The 25,181-nt window shown below is 44.9% G+C and carries 26 protein-coding genes and 1 riboswitch; of the genes, 18 read left to right on the forward strand and 8 right to left on the reverse strand.

What is annotated here, in order from left to right:
- The first annotated feature begins 59 nt into the window (after window positions 1–59).
- From ACE04G_RS22000 to ACE04G_RS22015, 4 genes are all read left to right on the forward strand, one after another.
- Window positions 60–755, forward strand: a complete 696-nt coding sequence (locus tag ACE04G_RS22000) for a TetR/AcrR family transcriptional regulator (protein ID WP_221823587.1) — start codon at window positions 60–62, stop codon at window positions 753–755.
- A 300-nt stretch (window positions 756–1,055) separates the two neighbouring features.
- Window positions 1,056–1,805, forward strand: coding sequence for a Cof-type HAD-IIB family hydrolase (locus tag ACE04G_RS22005; protein ID WP_076211034.1), 750 nt, complete (start codon window positions 1,056–1,058; stop codon window positions 1,803–1,805).
- Window positions 1,806–1,859: 54 nt separating this feature from the next.
- Window positions 1,860–2,300 carry a DUF456 domain-containing protein gene (locus ACE04G_RS22010; RefSeq protein WP_047841365.1) on the forward strand — a complete coding sequence of 147 codons (441 nt, stop codon included), beginning with the start codon at window positions 1,860–1,862 and terminating at the stop codon, window positions 2,298–2,300.
- 61 nt (window positions 2,301–2,361) lie between these two features.
- The gene (locus ACE04G_RS22015) at window positions 2,362–3,990 is read left to right on the forward strand and encodes a putative polysaccharide biosynthesis protein (protein ID WP_221823585.1); all 1,629 of its coding nucleotides are present in this window, start codon (window positions 2,362–2,364) and stop codon (window positions 3,988–3,990) included.
- A 197-nt stretch (window positions 3,991–4,187) separates the two neighbouring features.
- Here ACE04G_RS22015 and ACE04G_RS22020 read toward each other — a convergent pair whose 3' ends face one another.
- Window positions 4,188–5,474 (reverse strand): DUF2515 family protein, encoded by a 1,287-nt coding sequence (locus ACE04G_RS22020; RefSeq protein WP_221823584.1) that lies wholly within the window; start codon window positions 5,472–5,474, stop codon window positions 4,188–4,190.
- A 141-nt stretch (window positions 5,475–5,615) separates the two neighbouring features.
- Between ACE04G_RS22020 and ACE04G_RS22025 the strand changes: the two genes are divergently transcribed.
- The 6 genes from ACE04G_RS22025 to ACE04G_RS22050 all read left to right on the forward strand — a co-directional run bounded on the left by ACE04G_RS22025 (window position 5,616) and on the right by ACE04G_RS22050 (window position 11,304).
- Window positions 5,616–5,960 (forward strand): thioredoxin family protein, encoded by a 345-nt coding sequence (locus ACE04G_RS22025; RefSeq protein ID WP_017692403.1) that lies wholly within the window; start codon window positions 5,616–5,618, stop codon window positions 5,958–5,960.
- A gap of 483 nt (window positions 5,961–6,443) precedes the next feature.
- Window positions 6,444–7,382: a COX15/CtaA family protein gene (locus ACE04G_RS22030; protein ID WP_221823582.1), complete on the forward strand. Its 939-nt coding sequence runs from the start codon at window positions 6,444–6,446 to the stop codon at window positions 7,380–7,382.
- Window positions 7,383–7,573: 191 nt separating this feature from the next.
- On the forward strand, window positions 7,574–8,290 hold the full coding sequence (locus tag ACE04G_RS22035) for a Cthe_2314 family HEPN domain-containing protein (RefSeq protein ID WP_221823580.1): 717 nt from the start codon (window positions 7,574–7,576) through the stop codon (window positions 8,288–8,290).
- Between the two features lie 136 nt (window positions 8,291–8,426).
- Window positions 8,427–8,568, forward strand: a riboswitch (SAM riboswitch).
- A gap of 126 nt (window positions 8,569–8,694) precedes the next feature.
- Window positions 8,695–9,729, forward strand: coding sequence for a methionine ABC transporter ATP-binding protein (locus ACE04G_RS22040; protein ID WP_221823578.1), 1,035 nt, complete (start codon window positions 8,695–8,697; stop codon window positions 9,727–9,729).
- Complete coding sequence (locus tag ACE04G_RS22045) at window positions 9,730–10,389, forward strand: methionine ABC transporter permease (protein WP_036673326.1); 660 nt, start codon at window positions 9,730–9,732, stop codon at window positions 10,387–10,389.
- A gap of 75 nt (window positions 10,390–10,464) precedes the next feature.
- Complete coding sequence (locus tag ACE04G_RS22050; protein ID WP_036605748.1) at window positions 10,465–11,304, forward strand: MetQ/NlpA family ABC transporter substrate-binding protein; 840 nt, start codon at window positions 10,465–10,467, stop codon at window positions 11,302–11,304.
- A gap of 118 nt (window positions 11,305–11,422) precedes the next feature.
- On the opposite strand, the gene ACE04G_RS22055 is transcribed toward ACE04G_RS22050, so the two are convergent.
- Window positions 11,423–12,421, reverse strand: a complete 999-nt coding sequence (locus ACE04G_RS22055) for a DUF2167 domain-containing protein (RefSeq protein WP_486094779.1) — start codon at window positions 12,419–12,421, stop codon at window positions 11,423–11,425.
- A 173-nt stretch (window positions 12,422–12,594) separates the two neighbouring features.
- On the opposite strand from ACE04G_RS22055, the gene ACE04G_RS22060 reads away from it, so the two are divergent.
- Entirely contained in the window at window positions 12,595–13,374 is a 780-nt protein-coding gene (locus ACE04G_RS22060; RefSeq protein ID WP_221823574.1) for an SDR family oxidoreductase, read from the forward strand.
- A gap of 138 nt (window positions 13,375–13,512) precedes the next feature.
- Here ACE04G_RS22060 and ACE04G_RS22065 read toward each other — a convergent pair whose 3' ends face one another.
- Entirely contained in the window at window positions 13,513–13,758 is a 246-nt protein-coding gene (locus ACE04G_RS22065) for a NifU family protein (protein WP_053783253.1), read from the reverse strand.
- Between the two features lie 80 nt (window positions 13,759–13,838).
- Here ACE04G_RS22065 and ACE04G_RS22070 point away from each other — a divergent pair, with 80 nt between their 5' ends.
- Window positions 13,839–14,093, forward strand: a complete 255-nt coding sequence (locus ACE04G_RS22070; RefSeq protein WP_036605750.1) for a YuzB family protein — start codon at window positions 13,839–13,841, stop codon at window positions 14,091–14,093.
- On the opposite strand, the gene ACE04G_RS22075 is transcribed toward ACE04G_RS22070, so the two are convergent.
- The gene (locus ACE04G_RS22075; protein WP_036673332.1) at window positions 14,090–15,151 is read right to left on the reverse strand and encodes an NAD(P)/FAD-dependent oxidoreductase; all 1,062 of its coding nucleotides are present in this window, start codon (window positions 15,149–15,151) and stop codon (window positions 14,090–14,092) included. The two genes, ACE04G_RS22070 and ACE04G_RS22075, sit on opposite strands and share 4 nt — an antisense overlap.
- A 233-nt stretch (window positions 15,152–15,384) precedes the next feature.
- On the reverse strand, window positions 15,385–16,491 hold the full coding sequence (mqnE, locus tag ACE04G_RS22080; RefSeq protein ID WP_047841294.1) for an aminofutalosine synthase MqnE: 1,107 nt from the start codon (window positions 16,489–16,491) through the stop codon (window positions 15,385–15,387).
- A gap of 630 nt (window positions 16,492–17,121) precedes the next feature.
- Between mqnE and ACE04G_RS22085 the strand changes: the two genes are divergently transcribed.
- A complete protein-coding gene (locus ACE04G_RS22085; RefSeq protein ID WP_036605753.1) occupies window positions 17,122–17,478 on the forward strand; it encodes a HesB/IscA family protein in 357 nt (118 codons plus the stop codon).
- 476 nt (window positions 17,479–17,954) lie between these two features.
- Here ACE04G_RS22085 and ACE04G_RS22090 read toward each other — a convergent pair whose 3' ends face one another.
- The gene (locus ACE04G_RS22090) at window positions 17,955–18,332 is read right to left on the reverse strand and encodes a hypothetical protein (RefSeq protein WP_221823572.1); all 378 of its coding nucleotides are present in this window, start codon (window positions 18,330–18,332) and stop codon (window positions 17,955–17,957) included.
- 524 nt (window positions 18,333–18,856) lie between these two features.
- Here ACE04G_RS22090 and ACE04G_RS22095 point away from each other — a divergent pair.
- The 5 genes from ACE04G_RS22095 (at window position 18,857) to ACE04G_RS22115 (ending at window position 22,637) form a co-directional block, all read left to right on the forward strand.
- Window positions 18,857–19,498: an NAD(P)-dependent oxidoreductase gene (locus ACE04G_RS22095; protein ID WP_221823666.1), complete on the forward strand. Its 642-nt coding sequence runs from the start codon at window positions 18,857–18,859 to the stop codon at window positions 19,496–19,498.
- Window positions 19,499–19,783: 285 nt separating this feature from the next.
- Window positions 19,784–20,149 carry a hypothetical protein gene (locus ACE04G_RS22100; protein ID WP_221823570.1) on the forward strand — a complete coding sequence of 122 codons (366 nt, stop codon included), beginning with the start codon at window positions 19,784–19,786 and terminating at the stop codon, window positions 20,147–20,149.
- A gap of 345 nt (window positions 20,150–20,494) precedes the next feature.
- Window positions 20,495–21,073 (forward strand): hypothetical protein, encoded by a 579-nt coding sequence (locus ACE04G_RS22105; protein WP_486094784.1) that lies wholly within the window; start codon window positions 20,495–20,497, stop codon window positions 21,071–21,073.
- A 150-nt stretch (window positions 21,074–21,223) separates the two neighbouring features.
- Entirely contained in the window at window positions 21,224–22,102 is an 879-nt protein-coding gene (gene rarD, locus ACE04G_RS22110; protein WP_017692421.1) for an EamA family transporter RarD, read from the forward strand.
- Window positions 22,103–22,295: 193 nt separating this feature from the next.
- Window positions 22,296–22,637 carry a hypothetical protein gene (locus ACE04G_RS22115; protein WP_339305561.1) on the forward strand — a complete coding sequence of 114 codons (342 nt, stop codon included), beginning with the start codon at window positions 22,296–22,298 and terminating at the stop codon, window positions 22,635–22,637.
- 8 nt (window positions 22,638–22,645) lie between these two features.
- Here the strand turns inward: ACE04G_RS22115 and ACE04G_RS22120 are convergent, their stop codons facing one another.
- Together ACE04G_RS22120 and ACE04G_RS22125 are read right to left on the reverse strand one after the other, a co-directional pair.
- Window positions 22,646–23,101 (reverse strand): hypothetical protein, encoded by a 456-nt coding sequence (locus ACE04G_RS22120; RefSeq protein WP_449003617.1) that lies wholly within the window; start codon window positions 23,099–23,101, stop codon window positions 22,646–22,648.
- 865 nt (window positions 23,102–23,966) lie between these two features.
- Complete coding sequence (locus ACE04G_RS22125; protein ID WP_423804641.1) at window positions 23,967–25,016, reverse strand: glycoside hydrolase family 53 protein; 1,050 nt, start codon at window positions 25,014–25,016, stop codon at window positions 23,967–23,969.
- Window positions 25,017–25,181 lie beyond the last annotated feature (165 nt).

Here is a 25,181-nt window from a genome sequence, read left to right on the forward strand (position 1 = left end):
TGACAACTTTTCTGCTAATGGTTAGAATGCCTGTTAGAAGTCGGAAACGTGATAACTAATTGAAGGTGATCCTTATAAGTAACGAAGACAAGCCCTCACCATCCAAGAGGCGGGCATTAAAAACATATCAGCAAGCTCGCCTGCAAAATACGGAAAATCTCCGTAAGCTTGTGGTTGATGCGGCTGCAACCATTTTGCAGGAAGAAGGTCCGGAGGCTGTTACTGTACGCAGAGTATCGCAAAAGATGGGCTGCTCCACCAAGATCATTTACAGTTTGTTTGTCAATAAAGAGGGCCTGGCCCAGCAGTTGTATCTGGAGGGCTGCAAATTGCTCGCCAAGCGTTTGGAAGAAGTGCCGCCGTCCTCTGACTTCTTGCAGCATTTACTGGATTTGGGGGAAGCCTTCTGGCAGTTTGCGCAGGATTATAGTAGCTACTATAAGCTGATGTTCGGAGGGGCTTTTGCAGAGTTCAAGCCGGATGCAGAGAGTATGCAGGGAACGATGACTGCCATACACCGCTTGCTGATTCTAATTAGCACTGCCCAGAAGCAAGGACAGATTTCGGACCAGGAAGAGACCGAAACTCTTGTTAGTACTATATGGGCATCGCTGCACGGTGTAATCCACCTGTATATGGGCGGGTTCCTTGGTGATGTAAAGGCAGCCCATACCGTATATAAACAAACCATGAATCTGATGTCCCAATCCTTGTTTGCAGTATCCAAGCAAGACAGAGGAGCGGACAGGGGATAATTGGATTTAATCTTGGCTACGGGTTAGGCAGGGAAAACAGGCAGATTGACTAAGGTTAAGCTAAAAGCGGTTCATCTGTAGGAGATGGATCGTTTTTTATTTAGGAAATTATATATTACATAAAATGTAATAACTTCGAAGTGTAATCCTGAGCGGGTTATTTTGTTGCAGGTCGACGATCTGTGGTAAAATGTCGTTAGCTGTGACGTCCGGAGCGTCCGATTTTGCGGATGCCGGGCGATCTTGTTGTGAGTTTAAAATTAGGGAGAAATAGAGAGACAACCTAGGAGGAACTACTGTATGAGTGAATTGAAATACAAATTGCTTGCATTGGATATGGATGGAACATTACTTAACGATAATCATGAAATTACACAGGAGACCGCCAAGTGGATTCAGATTGCCATTCGTCGGGGTGTACATGTGTGCCTTTCTACGGGAAGAGCTGTATTCCATGCGATGCCTTATGCGGTCCAGCTTGGGCTGGAGACACCGATGGTAACCGTTAACGGTAGTGAAGTCTGGAAAGCACCGCATGATCTGCATATGCGTCATCTGATGGATCCGGCATTGATTCGTAAAATGCAGGAGATTGGTGAGAAATATAACAGCTGGTACTGGGCATACTCCGTGGAAGAGCTGTTCAATCGTGATCGCTGGACGGACAATATTGAAGGTCTGGAATGGCTAAAATTCGGCTTTAATACCGAAGTGGATGAAGCTCGTCACCAGATCATGATGGAACTGCAACAAATGGGTGGTCTGCAGATGACGAATTCTTCACCTGTTAATATCGAGATCAACCCTGCTGGAATATCCAAAGCCAGTGGTGTAGCTGAGGTTTGCAAACTGCTGGGTATCGAGATGTCCGAAGTTGTTGCTGTCGGAGACAGTCTGAATGATCTGGCTGTCATTGAGGCCGTAGGTCTGGGTGTAGCGATGGGCAATGCGCAGGAGCAGGTCAAGGAAGCGGCTGATCTGATCGTAGCGAGTAACAATGAAGACGGCATTGTTGAAGTGATCCGTGAACATATTTTGAAGGGGGAGTAACCTTTGCTCGCAACCATTGCCTGGATTTTAATTGTGCTGCTGTTTGCAGTGGGGATGGCTGGAACGGTATATCCCATATTGCCTGGTGCTGTAGCGATTTTCTTTGCGTTTCTGGTCTACGGCTGGTTCTTCAGCTTTGATCCGTTTGGTGTGTGGTTCTGGATCATTCAGATTCTGATTGTTGTTGTGTTGTTTGTGGCTGATTATGTCGTCAGCGCATGGGGTGTGAAGAAGTTTGGTGGCTCCAAGTTATCGACCACGCTGAGTACCATTGGTGTTATCATTGGTCCATTTGTCATTCCGGCATTTGGACTGGTACTAGGACCATTTATCGGTGCTTTTATCGGTGAACTGATCGGAGGTTCTTCACCTTCCAAAGCGTCGAAAGTTGGATTTGGTTCCGTCGTGGGGCTATTTACGAGTACTGTGATGAAAATTATTTTGCAAATCGTCATGATTGTTCTCTTTATTATTTGGGTGGTAAGATTCGCCTAAACGTTCAGGATTAGCTTCAACGGGATGCACGTCCGGTGTGGAGGAAAGAAGGGGAATTCGTTTGTCTAAGAAAGAAACATTCATTAGGGGTACGCTCATTCTGGCGGCCGCTGCACTGATCGCAAGAGTACTCGGATTGGTTCAACGGGTGCCGCTTGAGCATATCCTTGGAGATGTCGGTAACGCATCGTTTACGATCTCCAATACGGTATATTTAATGCTGTTAACTGTAGCAACGGCGGGCATACCGAGTACTCTGAGTAAAATGGTATCGGAACGTTATGCGCTCGGACGCGCGGGTGAAGCTCAACAGATCTACCGTGCAGCCCTGATCTTTGCAGCTGTTGCCGGGGTAGTCATGTCTGCTTTATTGTGGTTCGCGGCACCTTATTATGCTACGTATGTCTCCAAAGTACCGGAGTCGGTCAGCGCCATTCGCGCCTTGGCTCCAGCCTTGCTGCTGTTCCCGGCCATTGCGATGATGCGTGGATATTTCCAGGGACGCGGCAACATGACAGCGGGGGGTATTTCACAGATTGTTGAACAGTTCGCCCGTGTAGGTACAGCCATTATCGTGGCTTATGTCATGCTGCAATGGAATTATGATGACCAGACGATTGCTGCGGGAGCCTCATTTGGTGGGGTATTGGGAAGTGTGGGTGCCTTCGGTGTCATGCTGTACTTCACCTTGAAGCTGCGTCGTAGCGACCGTGCTGCCCAATTGAATTACGAGCGTGCAGAGCAGTTACCAATGCGAGGTATCTACAGTGATATCTTCAAGCTGTCTATTCCAATTGTGCTGTCTTCACTTGCGGTTCCAGCCATTAACTTCATCGACTCATCCCTTGTGGTACCACTGCTTAGTGGCCAGATCGGACTCGAAGAAGCGACTGGTGTACTTGCGATCCTGGGTGCGAAAGCCCAAAGTATTGCGGGTATTCCTCCGATTCTGGCTATCGCTTTGAGTCAATCATTGGTGCCTGTCATATCGGCAGCATTTGCCCGCAAGGATGAAGCTCATCTGAAAAGTCAGGTTACACTTGCCTTGCGCATTTCGATTCTGACTGGTATGCCGATTGTCATTGCACTTTGTGCGGCAGCATATTCGGTCAACGGATTGCTGTTTACCAATCTGGATGGAACGCCGATCATTGCCTTGCTGACATTCGGTACCATTTTCCAGATTACGATGATGACCACCAACTCTATTTTACTAGGGGTAGGGAAACCGCGGATTACGATGATCAGTGTCGCAGCAGGAGTTGTGATCAAACTGATCGCAAGTCTGATTCTGGCGCCGATCTTCGGCATTTACGGCATCATTATTGCAACGGCCCTCTGCTTCTTGGTCATCACGTACCTGAATCTGCGGGTCCTTCGTAAAATCGTTGATTTCTCCATCATGGGAGATCGTTGGAAAGGGTTTATCATTACAGTGTTGCTTGCAGCAGGTGTAGGATTTGCAGCGAACTGGATTGGCAATATGATCTTTGGACTCTTCCTGCCAGCACGCGTATCCTTCTTGCTTACCTGCCTTGTGGTTGGTGTGCTTGTTGTGGTGGTGTATCTGGTTCTCATGGTTGTGCTGCGTGTATTGCGCAAGGACGAACTGGGCAGTTACCCACGTATCCTGCAAAAAATTCTTCGTCCACTTATGCGTCTTCAACGTGGAGCTGGGCAAAGAGCTTAAAATGCAAGGAGTACCATTCAAGCATTACTATTTTGTGAAAATAGGATACAAGCTCTGTCTGCTGTTAAGCGGACAGGGCTTTTTGTATAGATAAGGAGAGCTGAGCGACTGAACTTTACATTAGTCCAGCAAGCGAGGATTAGCGGTACATCGGTGTTCACATCATCCGTCTTTGCCTGCTCTATATGATCTTTAGATTAGTGTGTGATGGCTTTAGCATCATGAGCCAGTGCTGTTTTCAGCATGCCATACCGGTGTTCGTGACTCATCTCGAATAGCCATGGACGCCGCGGTGCCGTCAGATAACCGAGACAATCCCGAGTCTGAAGCCAGTCCTGTCTGGTGATCGGTTCATAAGGCGTGTCTCCCCATACGGAGAGCAGTTCCGGACTATATAATCGTTGCCCTTCTGGAAGCCATTCCTCATCCAGTAACGCCTGAGCGTATAATGTATGTTCACCCGCCTCGTCTTCACGATTGGTAAACAGGCCAGGCCAATATTCAGCGCGCGAGCCACGATGGGGAACCAAACGTGCGAACTCCAACACTTGTGTGTGTACTTGCTCCACGCCAAACAACAGAGCATATAGGCCTTTGCCAAACATGATTCGCTCATCCAACTTGCCAAAATGTTCAATGACGCGTCCTGCGAGTCCTGCTCCTCGTCCAAGAGGGAAGACGATATGATTCAGACCGGCCAGATTATGCAGATGGAATGCGGGTTTGGAAAGTACTTCTTTTTGAAAATAAGGATGCTGCACGACTCGGCTCTCGATATAGTTCTGCTCATTAATAATTAATGCCACACTTAGCAGTGAACTGCATCGTTCCAGCCAAAAGCGTTCCCAAAACGGCGTCATAAACGCCGATACGTGAAAGTGCGACAAGAGATGGAAACAGCTTCGTCCGATGCGACGGCTGTTCATATACAGCAGAAGCTGGGGATATGCATCCTGGAAAATGAGTGCATTGCATCGCTCCAGCAGCCGATACATACGCTCGCGATCGCTTTGATTCTGCAGATTATGCATCAAGTCACTCTGAAGATCTGTCATGTGATATCCGCCGTTGCGAGAGACCATATGGGCCAGCAGTGCCCAATGCAGTTCGGGATATTGCTCATAACATTCCAGATAGGCTGCCGTGCGGGTGATATTACTCCGATTGTGCTCCTGGGTCAGTGTCTTAATCTCTTCCAGAATGATGCAATCTTCTTCACAGACGAGTGCGCTTTGAACCTGGTCCGTGCGTGCAAAAGATTTGCTGCTGGCAGGTAACAAACGCTCCACCTCAGACTGTAAGGCAGCTGCCGTATCGGTATCCCACTCGATGTCACGCAAAGGGTGACGAAGCTGTGCTGAAGCTTGCCATGCAGCCTGTTTGCCACGCCATATTTCCCGGGCAGCACCCGGAATGGAACGAACCATCTGCAGGAGGGACCCGTGATGTTGTTCGCTGGAAGAATCGGTTCTGGTGGAAGTCATGATGTGACATCCTTTCATGATGTTCTGGGTTTAATTTCACAGACCATGTGGTTATTCTAAGTATGCGCTGATTATTTGACTTCCACTCGCCAATTTGCTTCACTTAGGGTAAGACAAGGTACAGAAAGGGAGATGAACCGAATGGAACAGATTACTTCCAAACCGGCTTTTGATGTAGCCATCCAATCCCCACGTTTGACGATTGCCGTATTCAAGGCAGACTGGTGTGGTGACTGCAAATACATCGATCCGTTTATGCCTGAGGTTGAAGAGAAATATGCACGTGAACTGACTTTGATTGAGGTCGATGTGGATCAGGTTGGAACTGTTAGTGAAGAACAGAATATTCTTGGCATCCCAAGCTTTGTGGCGTATACAGATGGCCGCGAACTGGTACGGTATGTGAACAAGCTGCGCAAGTCGAGAGAAGAGATTGAGCAGTTCCTGGATCGCGCAGTTGAGGTGTACAACACGATCCATAAATAATGTTATATAAGTTTGATAAATTTACATAGACACTCCGATGACAGAATAACCTTCCGATCGCTGTTATCTCCAGATTTCTTTGATCCCTTTTATAAAGGGGGAAATCTGGGGATAAAGGCGAACGCTTCGCTTCTTCTGGTTATTTCTGTCCTCTCCGCTATTGTGTAAATGTTTCATTGAACTTATATAAAAGTATGAGAGGTTCATGTTGTAAAAGGGTATAATACAAAGAACGCCATTTCTCTTGAAATAGGGAAATGGCGTTTGTGTGTTCGACTTGTTCTATATAAGAAACGTTTCTGTACATATCACCAATGACCTGTGGGTCATTATTTCACCAGACGTTAACATTTTGTCACAAAGCGCGACGTCAATGAACATTTTATCCGGTATAATGAATTTAGTTGTGAAATAAGTGTCAAAGTACCGAAACAAGCGGAGAATATTCTTCGCCATCTTAAACCAACAGCGGGTGAGAAAAAATTGAAACACTTAACTTTGTTTAAATGGTTAACCGTATTAACCTGTCTTGTCATGTTTCTGGCCACTTTTGGTGGAGGCATTGTAACCAAAACGGAATCGGGCCTTGGCTGCGGAACGGAATGGCCTTTATGTAACGGAAAACTCGTTCCCGCACATACTGTGGCTTCACTCATTGAATATTCCCATCGCGCTGTAAGTGCACTGGCTGGACTGTTGTCCATTGCCTCGTTTGTGGCTTTTCTGCGATTCGGCAAGTCACGCCGTGACCTGCAATTGTTTTCTTTCTTAACTCTGGTATTTGTTATCGTCCAGGGAATCATGGGGGCTTTTGCCGTCGTCTTCTCCCAATCTTCAGCAGTCATGGCACTGCATTTCGGCTTTGCACTGATTGCTTTTGCCAGTTCCCTAATGATGGCGCTGGGCATAAGGCAGGAGGCCAAAGATGGTGGATTGGAGCGCCTGAATAAATACCCTCGGGTCACTAAAAAATTCAGGAATCTGGTCTGGTTCTCCACCATTTACACATATCTCGTGGTATACACGGGTGCATTTGTGAGCCACACGGATTCTGCCGGCGGATGTTCCGGATTTCCGCTCTGTAACGGGCAGATTATTCCTGAGCTTTCAGGTGGGGTAGCGGTTGCTTTTGCTCACCGTGCAGCAGCTGCGTCGCTCGTGATTGTTATCGCAATCCTGGGTCACTTCGCTTACCGTAATCATCCGGACAACAAGGAAATGCGTACTCTTGGTGTGGTATCCGTTGTTCTTATTCTGATGCAAGTAGTCATTGGTATTTTCATGATGGTGACAATGAACCGTCCGGAAGTATACATGTTCGTAGCTCTTGCTCATATGCTGGATATTGCCCTATTGTTCGGAATCTTAACGTATATGAGTTTCCTGGTGTACAAGCTGCATCGCCCGGTTAATCGATTCTAAGACATAGCTCCATTCTTTTGGGCTAAACATGAAAGTCCACCACCCAGTGATGTACATCATTGGACAGGTGGACTTTGTTTGATGTCAGTGGGATCAGGGCAACCTATGGCATGCAGCAATTACACGGAATGGATGATGTTTTACGTTTACGGTGATGAATTCTTGTTGATTTGGAAAAGAGGAGGTTAGATATGCTACGAACGTTGTTGGGGGAAAAGCCACGTATAAACGAAGGTAAATTGAAGGCAGCGATGGACGCAATGGCGCATACGCTTGAGCTATTTCAGCGACAAATGCATGTAGACCATGATCCCACGCATGACTATCGAAAGCTGTATGTGTGGACGCAGGGACTCATCTCCTCACTGGATGAACTGGAGCAAAGCTGTTTCGCTGCTGCTCATTTTCGCAAAAAGGTCGTTGCAGGTTCAACGAACGATATGACGCCGACTGAAAAAGCCGAGTATGCCCGATATGTGTATTTCTACAAAGATGGCTTTATCCGCTGCTTTGCCATTCTGGATAAAGTGGGCACGGTATTAAATGAAATATTCCAGCTGAATACTTCCAATACCAAAGCGCATTTTTCTTATTTTACGGTGTTAAGGCAGTTCGATTATGCGAGGGAGCATCATGATCTTGCGTTGCAATTAATACAGATCAAGGACTCTTATCGTGAACCGATGAGCAAGCTGCGCAAACGACGTAATATGGAAATTCACTACATGAACTCTGAAATGCATGATGACCTGTGGCAGTTACATCAGACCCTGCAAGGTAAAGTGAAATTGGAGGATCTGAATCAGCATGTGCAGGAAATGCGTCAGGGCGTGGATATGGTCTGTGAAACGTTAACAGCCTCTTATAGTTATATCAACAAAATATGGAAAAGAAATAATTCCCTTTGACAAATCGGAATACTTGGAATATACTGAGTTTCAATTAGAATGTTACAGTGACAAAGATTGAACTGATATTTCAAAAGTTACGTTCACATTATAAAGCATAAACTACATGAACTTATAAAATCCTACAACAACATATTTCTTATCGAGAGCGGCGGAGGGACAGGCCCGATGAAGCCCGGCAACCGATTTGTAACGACATGATACATGTATCATTCGTTATAGATGTTAGGTGCTAATTCCTACAAAATGGTGCGAGACACGATTTTGGCAGATGAGAAGGTATATTCTTTCACGTAAAGAGCCCTCTTTGTATCTGCAAAGGGCTCTTTTTTTGTACTTTAAGGGGAGTTTTCCTTTAGATCGGGTAAAGATACATGTAGGTGGTTGGAAAGGGGCAAGTGCGATTGATTGAATTAAAAGGTTTAACGAAAACGTACGGCAAAGGGGCAAAATCTACAACAGCGTTGTCCGAGCTGAATTTAAGCATCCAAAAGGGCGAAATCTACGGAGTGATTGGCCATTCCGGAGCGGGCAAAAGCACATTGATTCGCTGTATTAATTTGCTGGAACGGCCTACGGAGGGTGAGGTATGGGTCGACGGAATCAACCTTACTGAACTAAGAAAAACCGAATTGCAGCAACAGAGACGCAAGATCGGGATGATTTTTCAACACTTTAATCTGTTATCTTCGGCAACGGTATATGACAATGTAGCTTTTCCACTAAAGCTTGTGAATACACCCAAGGAAGCCATTGATCGCAAAGTGAAGGAAATGCTTGCACTGGTTGGTCTGGAGCACCACAGCAGCAAATATCCGGCTCAATTATCGGGTGGCCAGAAACAACGTGTAGGGATTGCGAGAGCACTTGCAAGTGACCCAAATGTTCTTCTCTGTGATGAGGCTACTTCGGCACTTGATCCGCAGACGACAAATTCAATCCTTAAGTTATTACTCGACATTAATGAAAAGTACAACCTTACGATTGTGCTGATCACACATGAGATGCATGTCATTCAGAACATCTGTGACAAGGTGGCTGTCATTCATCAAGGTGGCATTGTGGAACAAGGACCTGTAACAGACGTGTTCCTGAAGCCGCAGCATGCGATTACGCGGGACTTCATGATGCGTGACCATGAAGCTGGACTTGCTCTGGAAGAGACCGCTCTGGCAAATGCAGGCGTTGAATTGCAGGCAGGTGCTGCTTCCAAACTTGTGAAGATATCATTTCTGGGTAACAAAACGTATGAAGCGATTTTGTCTAGAACGGTACGTAAAACAGGCGTGGATTTTGCCATCCTGCAAGGTACAATCTCTACGATCAAACAGGTTCCTTATGGGCAACTGACCGTTCGGTTCGAGGGTGATTCAAATGCGATTGATCGGACGATATCAGAATTAACCGCTGAGGGACTTGATGTGGAGGTGCTTCGTTAGATGGATTTTTCAACCGTACGTTGGGAAGAGGTTGGCAAAGCTTCCATAGAGACACTGCAAATTTTGGGTGTATCAGGCTTGTTTACCGTTATCTTAGGTTTACCGCTCGGAGTACTGCTATTCATGACAGCCCGATCTGCTTCGATTAAGTCACGGGCAGTGTACACTATACTATCCCTGATTGTGAATATTTTGCGCTCAGTCCCATTTATCATATTGATTGTTGCTCTTATTCCATTCACTCGTATACTCGTCGGTACAGCTACGGGGGTGCTTGGTGTTATACCACCTTTGGTTATTTCGGCAGCTCCTTACTTCGCTCGTTTGGTGGAGACGACGTTGCGAGAAGTTGATCGTGGTGTCATTGAAGCGGCACAGTCGATGGGTGCATCGACCGGACAGATTGTAAGACGGGTATTACTGCCTGAGGCACTGCCTGGACTGCTTGCTGGTATAACGATCACCATTGTTACGCTCGTCTCCTATACGGCGATGGCGGGCATGGTTGGCGGTGGAGGTCTGGGAACACTGGCAATCAACTATGGATACTTCCGTTATCAAAATGAAATTATGATCATATCCGTAGTGTCGATGATCATTCTAGTGCAAATTCTCCAGATGGCTGGAGATCGCTTGGTTACATTTTTCACCAGGAAATAACACATAGATAACATGATGGATATGCATTAATGCAGATGCCACATGACAAAAATGATTAGAGAAGGGGTTTTACACATGAAAAAATGGTCTTTTGCTCTACTTAGTCTTATGTTGATTGCGGTTCTCGCAGCTTGCGGAAACAACAAGGACGCCGATAGCGGCGCAGACAATTCAGCAGGTGCACCTCGTACAGTTGAATTGAAAGTTGGAGCTTCACCTACACCACACGCAGAGATTCTGGAAAGCATCAAGCCTGAACTGGAAGCACAAGGTATCCGTCTGCAAGTTGTCACGTTCAATGACTATGTTCAACCCAATCAGCAACTTGCTGACAAAAAATTGGATGCAAACTTCTTCCAGCACCAGCCTTATCTGGACACAGAGAATAAAGAGCGTGGATTCAACCTCGTTTCTGTAACACCTGTTCATGTTGAACCTTTTGGTGGATACTCCAAAAAGATTAAGTCTTTGGATGAATTGGCAGACGGCGCAAAAGTAGCAATTCCAAATGACCCATCCAATGGTGGACGTGCACTGTTGTTGCTTGCGAAGGAAGGTATCATTACGCTGAAAGACAACACAAATATTACATCTACGATTCAAGATATCACAGCCAATCCGAAGAACCTGGATATCATCGAGCTGGATGCAGCCATGATGCCTCGTCAATTGGATGAAGCGGATCTGGTATTTATCAACGCTAACTATGCGCTCGAAGCGAACCTGAATCCGGCGAATGATGCTTTGCTGATCGAAGATCTGCAAGGTAACCCATACGCAAACATCCTCGTTTCCCGTGAGGACAACAAGGATGCAGATGCAATCCAAAAACTGGCTGCTGCTTTGCACTCCGAAGAAGTAAAAACATTCATCAAAGAACGTTATAAAGGTGCAGTTGAACCTGCAACTGAATAATTCACGATATGTATGATATGATGTGAAGCTATTAAGAATAAGCCGTATATCTCTTCTGAAGAGATATACGGCTTATTTTATGTTTCCTAATCTGTGCTGACGTGGGGATCAACATAAGTCAGAGCTTTTCCGGTTTATCCACGTCAGATTGATGTCCAGATTGGCGGTAATAGGATAATTCATTTTGATCAGCATGCTGCTGTTCATCTGCTTCTTGCAGGTACGTCCTCTCGGAGGGAGAGAGTTTCTCTTCTTCTCCGTGTGAGCTTTTGATCTTGTATCTGATCCAACCGATCAGCCCAAGGACGACAACGAGGATCAACGCCCATCCTTTTTTGATCAAAAGAAGAGCACTGAATTTCTGGGAAGCTGTGTATCCGATCCCGCCCATCAGAAGACTGTTGAGCCCTATGGTGGATGTTTTGTCAGTCGAAGCATTGTACTCCTCGTAGGTGTATCCTGCATTGATGCTAAGCTTATGAAGTACGGTTTCCTCGAATGCCTGACGGCTCTGTTGAAAGTTGGCCGTATCTGTAACCAGAATGGCTGTGACGTACCCTTCGCGTGTCAGGAGTTTTACATTGTAATTGACCATGGATTGCTGATCAGCATTCTTGAAACCAAGGGAGTAAACCAACTGATGTTTGGTACTGTCATATGCCGGTTCGATTTCCCACCCCGTTATGTACGTTCTATATTCAGGATCAAGTTCTCTGTTATCTTCTTCTGTGCCTCGGATATAACTGCTTAACAGTTCTTCAGCACTCAAATTCTGATCGTCATCATGAATATGATCTGTTTTCACGTATTCAAACACAACATACCACGAGCCGAATTCACTATTGCTGGTTAGGCTTCCGATTTCGTTCCCATTAGGTTTTCCATCACTGTTAAGTATCGAGCGTTGGGTATTGGGCTTATCCAGATAGGAATGGCTTTCAGGGACTTCCAGGGTGGCCTTACCGTCCAGAGAGACAGATGCTGGTCCAGTAATCCAATCATACTCATCAGGTGCTTGTTCAGTCTCATTTGCGGCTGATACCTGTAAGGCACTAAAGACTGTGAATAAACTCAACATTAAAAGTGTAAGAAATGCTATCCATCTTTTGTTCTTCATATTCATGTAGAGGTCCTTTCGGGTTATATCCTCGACAGTACCATAGGTGTTTGTTTTCAATCAAGATATATTTGGAATTAAAGGTGGATAATCCCTTGTGGATAAGTGAGTTGTAGGAGGACGATAAATCTTTTATACTGGATAGTGACTGCTCTTTGAAGAGGGGGATGAACGTGAAGGGAAAGATTGCCCTCATAACGGGAAGTGCCAAAGGTCTTGGTAAAATGACGGCCCTCAGTCTGGCAGATCAAGGGTGTCATATTGCCCTTAACTATGTACACAGTAGAACAGAAGCTGAGGCTTTAAAGGCTCAGATTATAGCCAAGGGTGTGCGGTGCATTGCCATCCAGGCTGATATATCCAAGGTGGAAGATATCTCTTCATTGGTTGAGCAGGTGGAAGGCAACCTGGGCAGCATTGATATTTTGGTGAATAACGCGGGTCCATTTGTCCGTGAACGACGATTATTTGCGGATTATTCTGAAGCTGAGGTCCAGATGCTTGTGCAGGGAAATCTGTTGGGACCGATGGTACTGGATCAGCGTGTATTGCCAGAGATGAGACGCAAGCAATGGGGACGCATTATCCATTTTGGCTTCAGTCATGCTGGAGAAGCAAGATCTTGGCCTCATCGCGCCGTATATGCGGCTGCCAAGGTGGGTCTGGTATCTTTTACAAAGACACTCGCGGTTGAAGAAGCCCCGTATGGAATTACGGTTAACATGGTATGTCCAGGTGACATTCGTGGTGCGAACAAAGAGAAAACGATTGATGAAATGGCAGGCATCACCGATGTCGAAACGCCAAGAGGGCGACCAGGCAGCGGTGAAGATATTGCACGAGTGATTACGTATCTGTGCCTGGATCATTCCGATTTTATAACAGGCAACATTATGGATGTATCTGGAGGACTTGATCCGATTCGTCCAACCATACAGCGCGAGGATACTTAAAAGGTGAATTGAAGGATTGTTCGTGGAAACCCGTCAAAGGGACAGATGAAATGGACTCTCTGCATATGCACACAAAAAAAGAGCCCTCCGCTTCATGCGAAGCGAAAGGCTCTTGAGGTTTATTTCGTGAAGGATTGATTAGAATACTTGTACGACTTCTTGTACACCCTCTACTTCTTCGAGAAGGGCACGTTCAATCCCGGCTTTTAAGGTAATGGTGGAGCTTGGGCAACTGCCGCAGGCACCGACCAGTTTCAGCTTAATGATGCCGTCCTCCACGTCGACCAGTTCCACGTCACCGCCATCGCGCTGCAGGAACGGACGAAGTTTATCAAGCACATCAGATACCTCATCATACATGGTGCTTTGTGCGTTTTCGCTCATATTGTTCAACTCCTTTCCTTCCTATATTATATTACAAATGGCCACAAATTAAAATGGTCAAACAAAGCAGGTGAACCTAAATGAGACCGATTATTGAATTTTGTGCCAATAATATGCATTTTGGCACAGATGAAGTCATGGATCAACTGGAAGAAAATCCAGACTATGACGTGATTGAATACGGCTGCCTCACCAACTGCGGCCAATGTTCCATGACTCCATTTGCACTGGTGAATGGTGAAGTTGTCATCACGGACAAAGTGGAAGATCTATATAACGCCATTCTGGCCAAAATTGCCGAAGCCGATGTCTGGGACGAGCTCGATCTCGACTAACCGAGATGGCGCTTGGACATCCAGAGCACACCACTTTTCAAAATACGAGGTACACGTCCCATCATGGACGTTTTGCCCATCAGCCCAAACCCAGACTTCTTGCCGAGTGCACCCAGTGTGCCACGAAGCTTGAGTGGATGTGGATTGGGCTTTTCGCCTTTCCAGAGGGCATGCTGAATATGGGCGATCTGCTCACCCTGTACTTCCGCAGCTTGACCGCTAGGTGCATAAGGTACACTGGCACAGTCACCAACGACATACACATCGGTATATTCCGGGATTTGGTAGTATTCATTCAGGACGACACGTCCTTGAGGGTCTTTGGTCACGTCCAGATCCTGTACCACTTTTACGGGCTGAATGCCTGCAGTCCACACGACAGCATCCGTTAGAATCTGTTCATCCCGGTTATAGATAGCATTAGGTTCAACACGTGAAATGGCGATATGCCCGCGTGTCTCTACCTGATGTTCGTTGAACCATTCATGCACATACACGGATAGACGTTGCGGGAAAGCGGATAATACACGTTCACCACGATCCAAAATGCTGATGTTTAGATCCGGTCTGCTCTCACGAAGTTCGGCTGCCATCTCGACCCCACTTAATCCACCGCCTACGATATGCACATTACCATAGGCTTTGACTTCATTAAGGCGAAGGTAGGTCTCGCGTGTTTTGCTAAAGCTCTGAATGGTACAGCTATAGTCTTCGGCACCTGGTGTATTGTGGAAACGGTCCGTACAACCAAGTCCAATGACAAGTTTGTCATACACGAGCGGGTCTTGGCCTTCAAATTCAATCTGACGCTGTTCCAGGTCAATCGAAGTAACTTCTCCATAACGGTAAGTGACTTTATCGCTCACTGGAAATTGGATACGCAGGTCATAATCAGATACGGTTCCTGCTGCGAGTGCGTAATATTCGGTCTTTAATCCCTGAAAGGGGCTGCGGTCCACCAAAATAATTTGTGTATCGGATGGAATTTTACCCTCCAGAAGTTCCTTGATGATGGTGAGGCCGCCATAACCGCCTCCAAGAATGACGAAATTTTTCATGACTCGGCTTCCTTTCTGCATCAGTCCCACTGAAATGGGGCTGTAAACTGTGGAGCAGCTATGCAATAACATAGCTGCTCCTTTTGTTTGGTTTTGAATAATTAAAAAGTAGACGTTAAAAATTGAAGATATTATTCAGCAGTTCGCACCACTCGAATTCAAACGTCTCCCTATAATGAAAGCTGCGTTCTGGAGTGGTGCTGGTACAATATTGGTTGTGATGGAGTTATATCCTATTCGTACACTTGAATTTCATTGTAGAACGTATCACGTTCTACCGGAATACGTCCTGCACCCTTAATGAGCCATATGAGCTCTTTACGTGTAAGGCCTTCAGGAGTGAGTGCACCTGCCGCATGACTAATCCGTTCGCGAACGATTGTGCCGTGTGCATCCGAAGCACCGAATCCAAGGGCAACTTGAGCTAGCTGTGGACCGATATTAATGAAGTATGCTTTGATATGATCGATGTTATCCAGCATCAGACGGCTGATCGCAATCGTTTTGAGATCCTCATAAGCCGAGTTACGACGCATAATGCTCGCGTTTTTACTTTTTGGCTGCATGGAAAGCGGGATAAAGACCATGAATCCGTTGGTCTCGTCTTGCAATTCACGGATCTGCACCATATGGTTGACCCGGTCCTCATAGGATTCAATCGATCCATACAACATCGTAGTATGTGTACGCATGCCCAGGTTATGAGCAGTACGGTGCACCTCAAGATAACGATCCACGTTCGCTTTGTCTACACGCATTTTTTTGCGATATTCATCCGACAGAATCTCAGCGCCGCCACCAGTCAATGTTTTCAGACCTGCTTTTTGCAGCTCTTGCAGAACTTCCTTAATACTGAGTCCGCTGATGCGGGTGAAGAAATCAATCTCGGCTGCCGTGTAAGCTTTCAGTGTAACATCCGGATATTTCTCGTTTAAAGCACGTAGGGAATCGACATAATATTGAAAAGGAACATGGTTGTTATGTCCGCCTACGATATGGAACTCACGTACGCCCGGATGAATATGCTGTTCTACATAATCGATCATTTCCTGACCGGATAATGTATAGGAGCCTTCTTCACCCTGGTCTTTACGGAAATTACAAAAAGCGCAGTGGGCTTCGCATACGTTCGTAAAATAAAGACTCATGTTTTCGATGAAATATACTTTCTTACCATTTTTACGCAAGTTGGCCTCATTGGCCAGCTGGCCCAAAGTCAGCAGATCATCTGTTTCATACAGATATACGCCGTCTTCTACGTTCAGCCTTACGCCGTTCTGCACTTTCTCAACGATTTCAGCCATTCTTTTGTCTGTGAACGGTGTTACCAATGTAGACATACTGTTTCCTCCTGTTCTTAACCGGATTTGAGTTGTGTGTAGGATCTGTATACAGAACTACATAGCAAAGATGCGGTCAACTGCCGCCTTCTTATATGGACTAACTCTTATTTACCCGGTGCAGCGTGTGCTGCGTACGTAAAGCTAATTTTTTCATTAAAGTGAGTCCTGTGACTCTATATGCATTGGGGACTGCGGACAGTCTCGAAATGTGAAAAAAATTACAACTCTATATATGATCGTCACCTGAATAAGTCATGACAAAATATCGACATTTCAGTGCGACCACCTATTCATTATAAACCTCGTGTCGCGGGGGTTCAATACACTGGGAAGAAAAAGGAGTAGAGGGGGAACGCGGAAAGAGGCAAACATGACTTGAGACCCTTGACGGGGTGGAGTATAATTTAAAGAAGGGTTAATGAAAGGTTGTTCAAAAAGTACGCTTTTGATTACGAAGGATGCCTAGCGGCATCTCAGCGTCGAATATGGGATTCAGCCGAAATGTCCGTTGCTCACGTAGTTTTGCCTACGCTCCGCTACTCCATTTCTTTCTTCATCCCATCTTCTTGGTACTGAAAAGCGTCCTTTTTGAACATGATTTTATATGAAAAAGGAGAGTGACCTGGCATGATTAACATCAGCGAAACGGCTGCTGACAGATTGAAAGAGATGCTTGCACAGCAAGAGACACCTGGTATGTTCCTGCGTCTTGGCGTAGCACCGGGCGGTTGCACCGGATTTTCGTACGCCATGGGCTTTGACGATAAAGAGTCCGATGAGGACCTGTATATGGATATTCAGAGCATGAAGGTTGTAGTCGAGAAGGAAAACCTGAAATACCTGGATGGACTTGAAATTGATTTTGAAGAGTCCGGTATGACGGGTGGTTTCACTATCCATAATCCGAACGCGGTAGCCACTTGTGGTTGTGGATCTTCTTTCCGTACGAAGGAAGACGCGGGCGTACCTGATAAAGATTGTTAAACTGGCGTGGTTTTGAGCGCATTCGGTAACGGATGACGGACGCAAGCATGTAACGGTAGCCTTACCAGTGCAGATTGTGAATTGCGCAGATATTTCGGTAGGTTAACAACCCCGGAAGATGAACGTTATCAATCCTTGAAATGCCATTTCAGGGTTGTGAATCACGACCTCTATGACGTATTAGTCTCGTACTAATTACGTTGTGGAGGTCTTTCTTTTATGGTCCGAAAAAAGGAAGGGTTCCACTCTGAGGCGGAAATCACCACTATCTTGCTAATGTACATAGAAATTCGAATGATATAGATTAAAACAACCACTCAAGGTTTTTCTAATTTCAGTCCTGTTTTCTATAACAATATGTAAGTATCGCTGAAACAAAAAAAGTACTGATTGAAGTTGTAAGTTGCAATCAGTACTTTACATTAGTTAATATGTTGTTCTCCAAAATATTCTTTAGCTAGCTAACTTCATTTGAATTATGGCTGCACGATTTTGTCGAGATAATAATTCTGAATCCATCCCCAGGCTTGATATTTGTAACTATAGACATAGAGGTATGTCATCCCTTCTGCAACAACACTTTCCGTTCCGCCATAAACTACATCTCCGTAAACATGCGAACCAATATTTACTCCAGTTGGTGAAGGTGTTTTTCTAAAATTAGAATAGTCATTCACTCTATAGTATGAAGATAGAGCCAGTATGGATACATCTGAATTAGGTAATTCTTGAGTGATAGATGTTGCCTGTGTAGGTTGGATTACTGTATTACTAACATCTTCAGAAGCAAAGACTCCAGAAACAGGGATTAACATCGATGCAACTACGGATGTTGCGATGAATTTTTTTAACATGGCTAAACTCTCCTTTTTTTTGAATAGATTATAATTCGCTAAAATGAGTAAAATCACCGAGTGAGATGAAATAGAGTTATCTCTGATTACAAACAAATGCAGAAGAGTAAACTTAAATTATAAAATCAATTAACCTCCTTATGTTTACTTTTTTTTCTTTTATATCCCATCCCACATATATAATGTAACATATATATGATGGAAAAATATTGTAAAATATGTGTCATTTTTTCCATATAATTTAGGTTATCTATTCCAAATTAAAATGTAATTTATATAGCTGTATGTAGAAAACTCTATAACTACGCTCTTTTTCATAGTCTATAAATGGATAAAAAAAGGAAAAATATCGAAGTGATTTTATTCATATCTTTATAAATTAGAAGATTGAGTTCAGTTTGTGGGTATCCTTTAATAAGAATACTGTCTGAGAGAGAAGAGTTGACAAACCTAGTTGTAACAACTATAGTTACAATATAAAGTTCAAACATAAACAATATCGATAATTTAAAGGAGAGATCATGATGAACATTGCAATCATTGGTGCAACAGGCAAAGCAGGAAGTGTGATTTTGAAAGAAGCGGCAGACAGAGGGCATGAAGTGACGGCAATCGTTCGTAATGCATCCAAATTGGAAGATAAAAGCCTGAATACGCTGGAGAAAGATGTATTCGATCTTACAGCTGAAGATCTTAAAGCATTCGATGTGGTTGTAAATGCATTTGGTGCACCAGCGGGTAAAGAAAACCTTCATGTGGAAGTAGGACAAGCGTTGATCAACATCCTGAAGGATGCACCAAACACTCGTCTGATCGTTGTGGGTGGAGCAGGAAGCTTGTTCACAGACGAGTCCAAAACATTGCGTGTCTTTGAGTCCCCAGGATTCCCGGATGCTTACAAAGCAACTGCAACGAACCAAGGCCAAAACTTGCAGGATCTGCAAGCATCTTCAGGTATTCAATGGACATTCTTGAGCCCGGCTGGATTCTTTAATCCAGAAGGCGTACGCACCGGCAAATATCAAGCAGGCAACGACGTTATTCTCGTGAATAGCGAAGGCAACAGCTACATCAGCTATGCAGACTATGCGATTGCTTTGGTTGATGAGATCGAGAATCCACAACACAAAAACGAGCGTTTTACCGTTGTTGGTGAAGTGAAGTAACACTTTTAAATGATAATATGGAACATACAAACGGACGCTGATCTCCACAGATCGGTGTCCGTTTTTTTATGTTATCAAAGAGGGAAGTTCTGCAATAACGTTAGACAGGTTAGATGATCATCGCTCAACTTCCAACTACTCCTTTGAATCTATGTTATATTATTCTAAAGATGGGAAGATAATGTGATTACGTGAAAGCTATCTTCTCTTCATTGGAATTTCTGCGAGTTCAAAAGTATAAGGGAGTGAACAGTTGTGAAGATGTATTCTAAAGGAGTCATACTATTGATATTTGTGGTTTTAATGATTAGTGTATCGAGTGGTTCAGGGTTATCCCAATATACAAACGTTAAAAATACGATGAATCAATTTCACATTACTTCTCTTTATCCGAAAAATAAGAATGGACAGACATATGGTTCTGCCGCATATGCGACTTCTCCAGAAACGGAACCTGATTTAATCTTGGCTACTGGTGTGGATGGTACAGAAGGATATCTGCTGAAAAAAGACATGGATGGCGAGCAACCAAAAACACCTGAAGAAGCTATTGCGATACAGAACAGCAGATCACCAGACGGATGGGATATTCCACTGTATGACAAAGATGGTGAAACCGTAATTGGCGTGTTTCATGTTGGAGGAAAGTGAAAGTAACCAAAATAGGATCAAATGTGATGCTACCATACATAGACGATTCTTTTCTGAATGGCTTCCTACTACAGGATATGAACAGGTCGACGGAATGGAATTTGAAATTACTGGTGGTAAAGATGGACTGAATTTTGTTGAGTTATGGTTTGCTGTAAGAAAAATATCTTAGTTTTATTTCTTTTAGATTAGTCTTGAATGGTAACTTAATAAAGACAAATGGAGCAACCAACTGTGTCCGATTGGTTGCTTCGTTGTTCATTCACCTAACGGCCAGGGGAAATGCAACATTTTTCCTGTTAAAGAGGTCAATAAAGATGTACGAATTAATGTTATGAGAAGAAGGTGGATAAACTGAAGCTTCGTATAATCATGTTGATTTTTTTTATCTCTACCGTGTTTTTTATTTCTGATGTACAAGATGTTAAAGCCTTGTCATGTGCCGAATCGGGAGGTCCCCAAGAACAGTTAGAAATATATGATGGAGCTGTTTATGGTGAAGTAAAGCAAGTAAAGGTCGACTTGAAGCAAGAGGGATTTACGGGGACCAAAGAGAAAATTAGATATATTTTAGTGGAAGTTGAGAGGAGTTGGAATACTGAAGTTGACTCTCAACTAATTATTGCAACTAACTTCACATGGGGATTTGATTTCAAGGAAGGTAACAAATACTTAATATACTTTAGCGAAGTGGATGGTGAATTAAGTAGTAGTTCGTGCAGTTCAACCATCGAAATGAACAATATTAATCAAGCAACTGAACTATTCGGGGAAGGCTTTCCACCAAAACAACAAGTAAACGTAGAACACAAAATGTGGTTTATGTTTGAGCAAGATATTGATTTGTTTATTGTAGGTGTGGTCGTATTTGCGGCGATCTTTACCTTCATCATGAGAGTAAGAAAGAAAAAGCACAAAGTATAATTTGGTAGCGCTAAACGGGGAATTTTGCTCAAAGAAAAAGTCATTTGAACTAGGCATGGATTCCTGTATGACCTATTACCCCCTTTACTTAAACGAGGATCGAGGCGTATAATCCGTTGAGATATCAGAGCAATAAGAGGGGATACAGTTATGAATAGTGGATTAATCAACGCGATCATTGCGTATATCATGTGGGGAGTTCTCCCGCTGTATTGGAAGTTGTTTGAAAATGTACCGGCAGGTGAGATTTTATCGCACCGGGTTGTCTGGTCATTTGTCTTTATGGGGATTTTCGTTGCCGTCCAACGTCGTTGGAGTGACATGAAGCGCATTCTGACCAGTCGTTCGACCCTGCTGTCCCTTACCGCGAGTGGGCTGCTAATTGCTATTAACTGGCTTATCTTCATTTGGGCCGTTAACAACGGTCATGTCGTTGAGACAAGTCTGGGCTATTATTTGAACCCGTTGCTGAACGTGTTACTGGCGGTTGTCTTTCTTCATGAAAAGCCAAACCGTGGACAGTGGCTCGCGATTGCCATCGCTGGTGTCGCGGTGCTTATCATCGCCATCGACTACGGACGTTTCCCATGGGTAGCGATCTCGCTGGCCGTGTCATTTGGCTTGTACGGTCTGGCGAAGAAAAAGATTAAGCAAGACGCTTCTGTGGGTTTATTTTCGGAGACAGCTGTAGTTCTACCCGTCGCACTGGGCTACTGGATCTACTTAGCCATAGTAGGAAAAGCAACGGCATGGACGTTACCTGCGCCGATGTTCTTCGAACTGCTGCTTTCCGGTGTGGTGACGGCGCTGCCGCTGCTGTTCTTTGCAAGGGCGGCTGCTCGGATGTCGTTGTCCACACTAGGCTTCGTACAGTATATTGGGCCGACAATCATGCTGATCCTGAGTGTGTTTGTGTTCAAGGAAACGGTCTCGCCAGTTCTGCTTGTTGGTTTCGCACTCATCTGGACAGCGCTTATCGTATACGCTGCCGCATCGATACGTGCTACGAGACTCGCTAAGGTAAGCTGAACAGAGGTATCTGAATCGTTATAAATGCCCTTTCTGCCAATGAGGTGGAGAGGGCAATTTTTTGTTTGTTGGGGAGCGATAGGTCGATAAAAACTAAAAAGGAAGGCTGATCAACGTTATGGTAAAATACAGGAGTAGTAACTAAAAATAGTAACCAAAAAGAGTAATCGAAAAACAAGGAGGCGACAGATATATGATCGTTAATGACCGTTACCGCAAACATGATCCATTCTTTGTAAAGAATGCTGTAGTTCAGATACTATTTCAGTTTGCAGTTTCAGCGATAATCGGTATTATATATGGGTTCATGATGGTCAACGAAACGATAGGTAGATATATTAATAAACTATTACCAAGCACGGATGGTCCGGATCTTCATTTATATCTGCCCGTTGTGGTTACAGTGTTTATCTACTCGTGTTTAATTCAAAAGAGACAACGGATTTTACTTGAAAAAATCTCATTTAGTTGTCTTCATATTTTGGTTGCCCTGCTAGGCTGTATTTGTTCAGTTGTTGTGTTATTAGTGATCTAATCTAAATCCTACGTATCTACACCTTCAGTCCCATCAACTGCATCAATGACACCGACAGCGAGTGTTGTTACCGCAGCAGCAGCTAAAAGATTCTTGGCACCAAGCTTCACTCTGTCCTTATCTTCCTCTTTCATGCCCACAACAACATCTTTACCGCTGTTATATACATACTTGGCTGATATCGCTACACCTTTTGCAGTATTGGTTACGGCACCTCCAATATCGGCAAGCCCCGCGTCTATGGCGGTATCATCTTTTCGAATTGCACCACTGGCAAGATCATATGTCCCGCTAGCCAGTTGTCCAACGGTTTTGCCTGTATTAATCGTAGCTTTTTCTACGCCGTTCCCGATTTCTTTGATAAAGGGGCTTCCTGCAATTTCACCAACAACCCTCACGCTGCCGCCCAACACTTTCCCAGTAACTTCCCCAGCTAACTGACCGAATCCTTTTAAAAAACTCATCCTTATGCCTCCTCTCCAATTAGAAGTTGATCCTATGTGTTATCTCAATAAACTTATTATATTCATATGTAAGCCAAAAGAACATCAGTCTCCAGCCCGAGTGATGCACCCCTCCTCGAATGATTGCGACACGCTTTAGGAGTGCCCGATCAGGAGCAGCAAGGCAGTGGAGGGGGCGGAATCGATTCTGAAGAAGCGAAGCGTGCGCCTTTATCCCCGGATTTTCCCCTAATAAGGGAATTCATAAAATCTGGGGATAACAGCGATCATAAGAACGATCCGCCACCGGAACGTCCACTACGCTACCCCCTCAACGCAATCCAACGTAAAAAAAGGCGCTACTCCCACCGGGAACAGCGCCTTCCGCCTTTCGTTACCCTAATAACTTGCCTACACACGGTTTTAGAAGTGTCTCAAGGAGCAGCAAGGCAGTGGAGGGGGCGGAATCGATTCTGAAGAAGCGAAGCGTGCGCCTTTATCCCCGGATTTTCCCCTAATAAGGGAATTCATAAAATCTGGGGATAACAGCGATCATAAGAACGATCCGCCACCGGAACGTCCACTACGCTACCCCCTCAACGCAATCCAACGTAAAAAAAGGCGCTACTCCCACCGGGAACAGCGCCTTCCGCCTTTCGTTACCCTAATAACTTGCCTACACACGGTTTTAGAAGTGTCTCAACGAGCAGCAACGTAGTGGAGGGGGCGGAATCGATTCTGAAGAAGCGGAGCGTTCGCCTTTATCCCCGGATTTTCCCCTTATCAGGGGAATTCATAAAAATCTGGGGATAACAGCGATCATAAGAACGATCCGCCACCGGAACGCCCACCACGCTGCCCACCAATTCACTTCTACCCACCGTACCTAGTCAATAAATCCTTCCATGACCACCGTTGGCATCATATTGGACTGCCATGCGCCTTTGCCGTAGCCGCCGTTGTATCCTGGTGTAGCCTGAGGCTCCCAGTAGAATACACCTTTACCTTTGCCATTTGGCAGATTACGAATTTGGTTTTTCATCGCAGCAACAAAACTTTTACCAGCTGCAGCCTGGTTATTGTCCATGCCAATTTCGGAGATGATGATCTCTTTGCCATAACGGTTAATCATATCCTTGGCGTTATTTACCGTATTTGTCACAGCGGTGTTCCAGCCCGAAGCTGAAGGATAGAGGGACATGGCAATCATGTCAAAGTTAGCTCCGTTATTGATCAGACCACCAATATTCCATACATAGAGGGCGTTATCATCCCCACCTGCCAGATGCACAATCGTTTTGGTGCCGCTGCTCAGGGATTTCACTGCGTTATGGCCTGTGTTCACCAACCACGCATAGTTTTTCATGTTGGTGGATGCTTTGCCATCTTCCCATAACATGCCGTTACTTGTTTCATTCCCGATCTGTACCCAGTCCGGGGTAACGCCTTTGCTTTGCATCGCCGTCATAACTTCACGAGTGTGGTTCCATACCGCATCCATGAGCTGTTGGAAAGTATAATTTTTCCAGGCAGCAGGTTTGGTTTGCTGCCCAGGGTCTGCCCAGGAATCGCTGTAGTGCAGGGTAAGCATCACACTCATGCCAGCATTCTTGGCACGTTGTGCGAGTGCAGCCGCACGGTCCTTATTCATGTAACCGTTCCCATAATCATTCGAAGGATTAACGAATACCCGAATGCGAACGGAGTTGATTTGATAGTCTTTTTTCAAAATATCAATGATGTCGCGTTGTACGCCGTTTTTATCTTTCCATTTGTAACCTTGGGCTTCCATTCCGGGAACCCAACTGATGTCGGCTCCTTTGGCGAAACTTGGTGCTGCGCTGGCATGCTGACCTGCGGGCAACATGATGGAGGTGAATAACAAAACAAAAGCCAACATGATGGATGTCTTGAAACCCCTTACATTTTTGAACATTACAAGATGCCTCCTCGGATTTAGGTTGAGTTGCATCCTAATTATAGCCATCCTGGTTTGCTCTACTAAAGGGTCCATTTCCAATATTTTGGGTGTTTTCTCAACCTCTCTACAGAAAAAGAGAAAACAAAAAGCCGTCCGAAGACGGCTTTTCTACCCGTGGCG

Source organism: Paenibacillus sp. AGC31, from assembly GCF_057334655.1.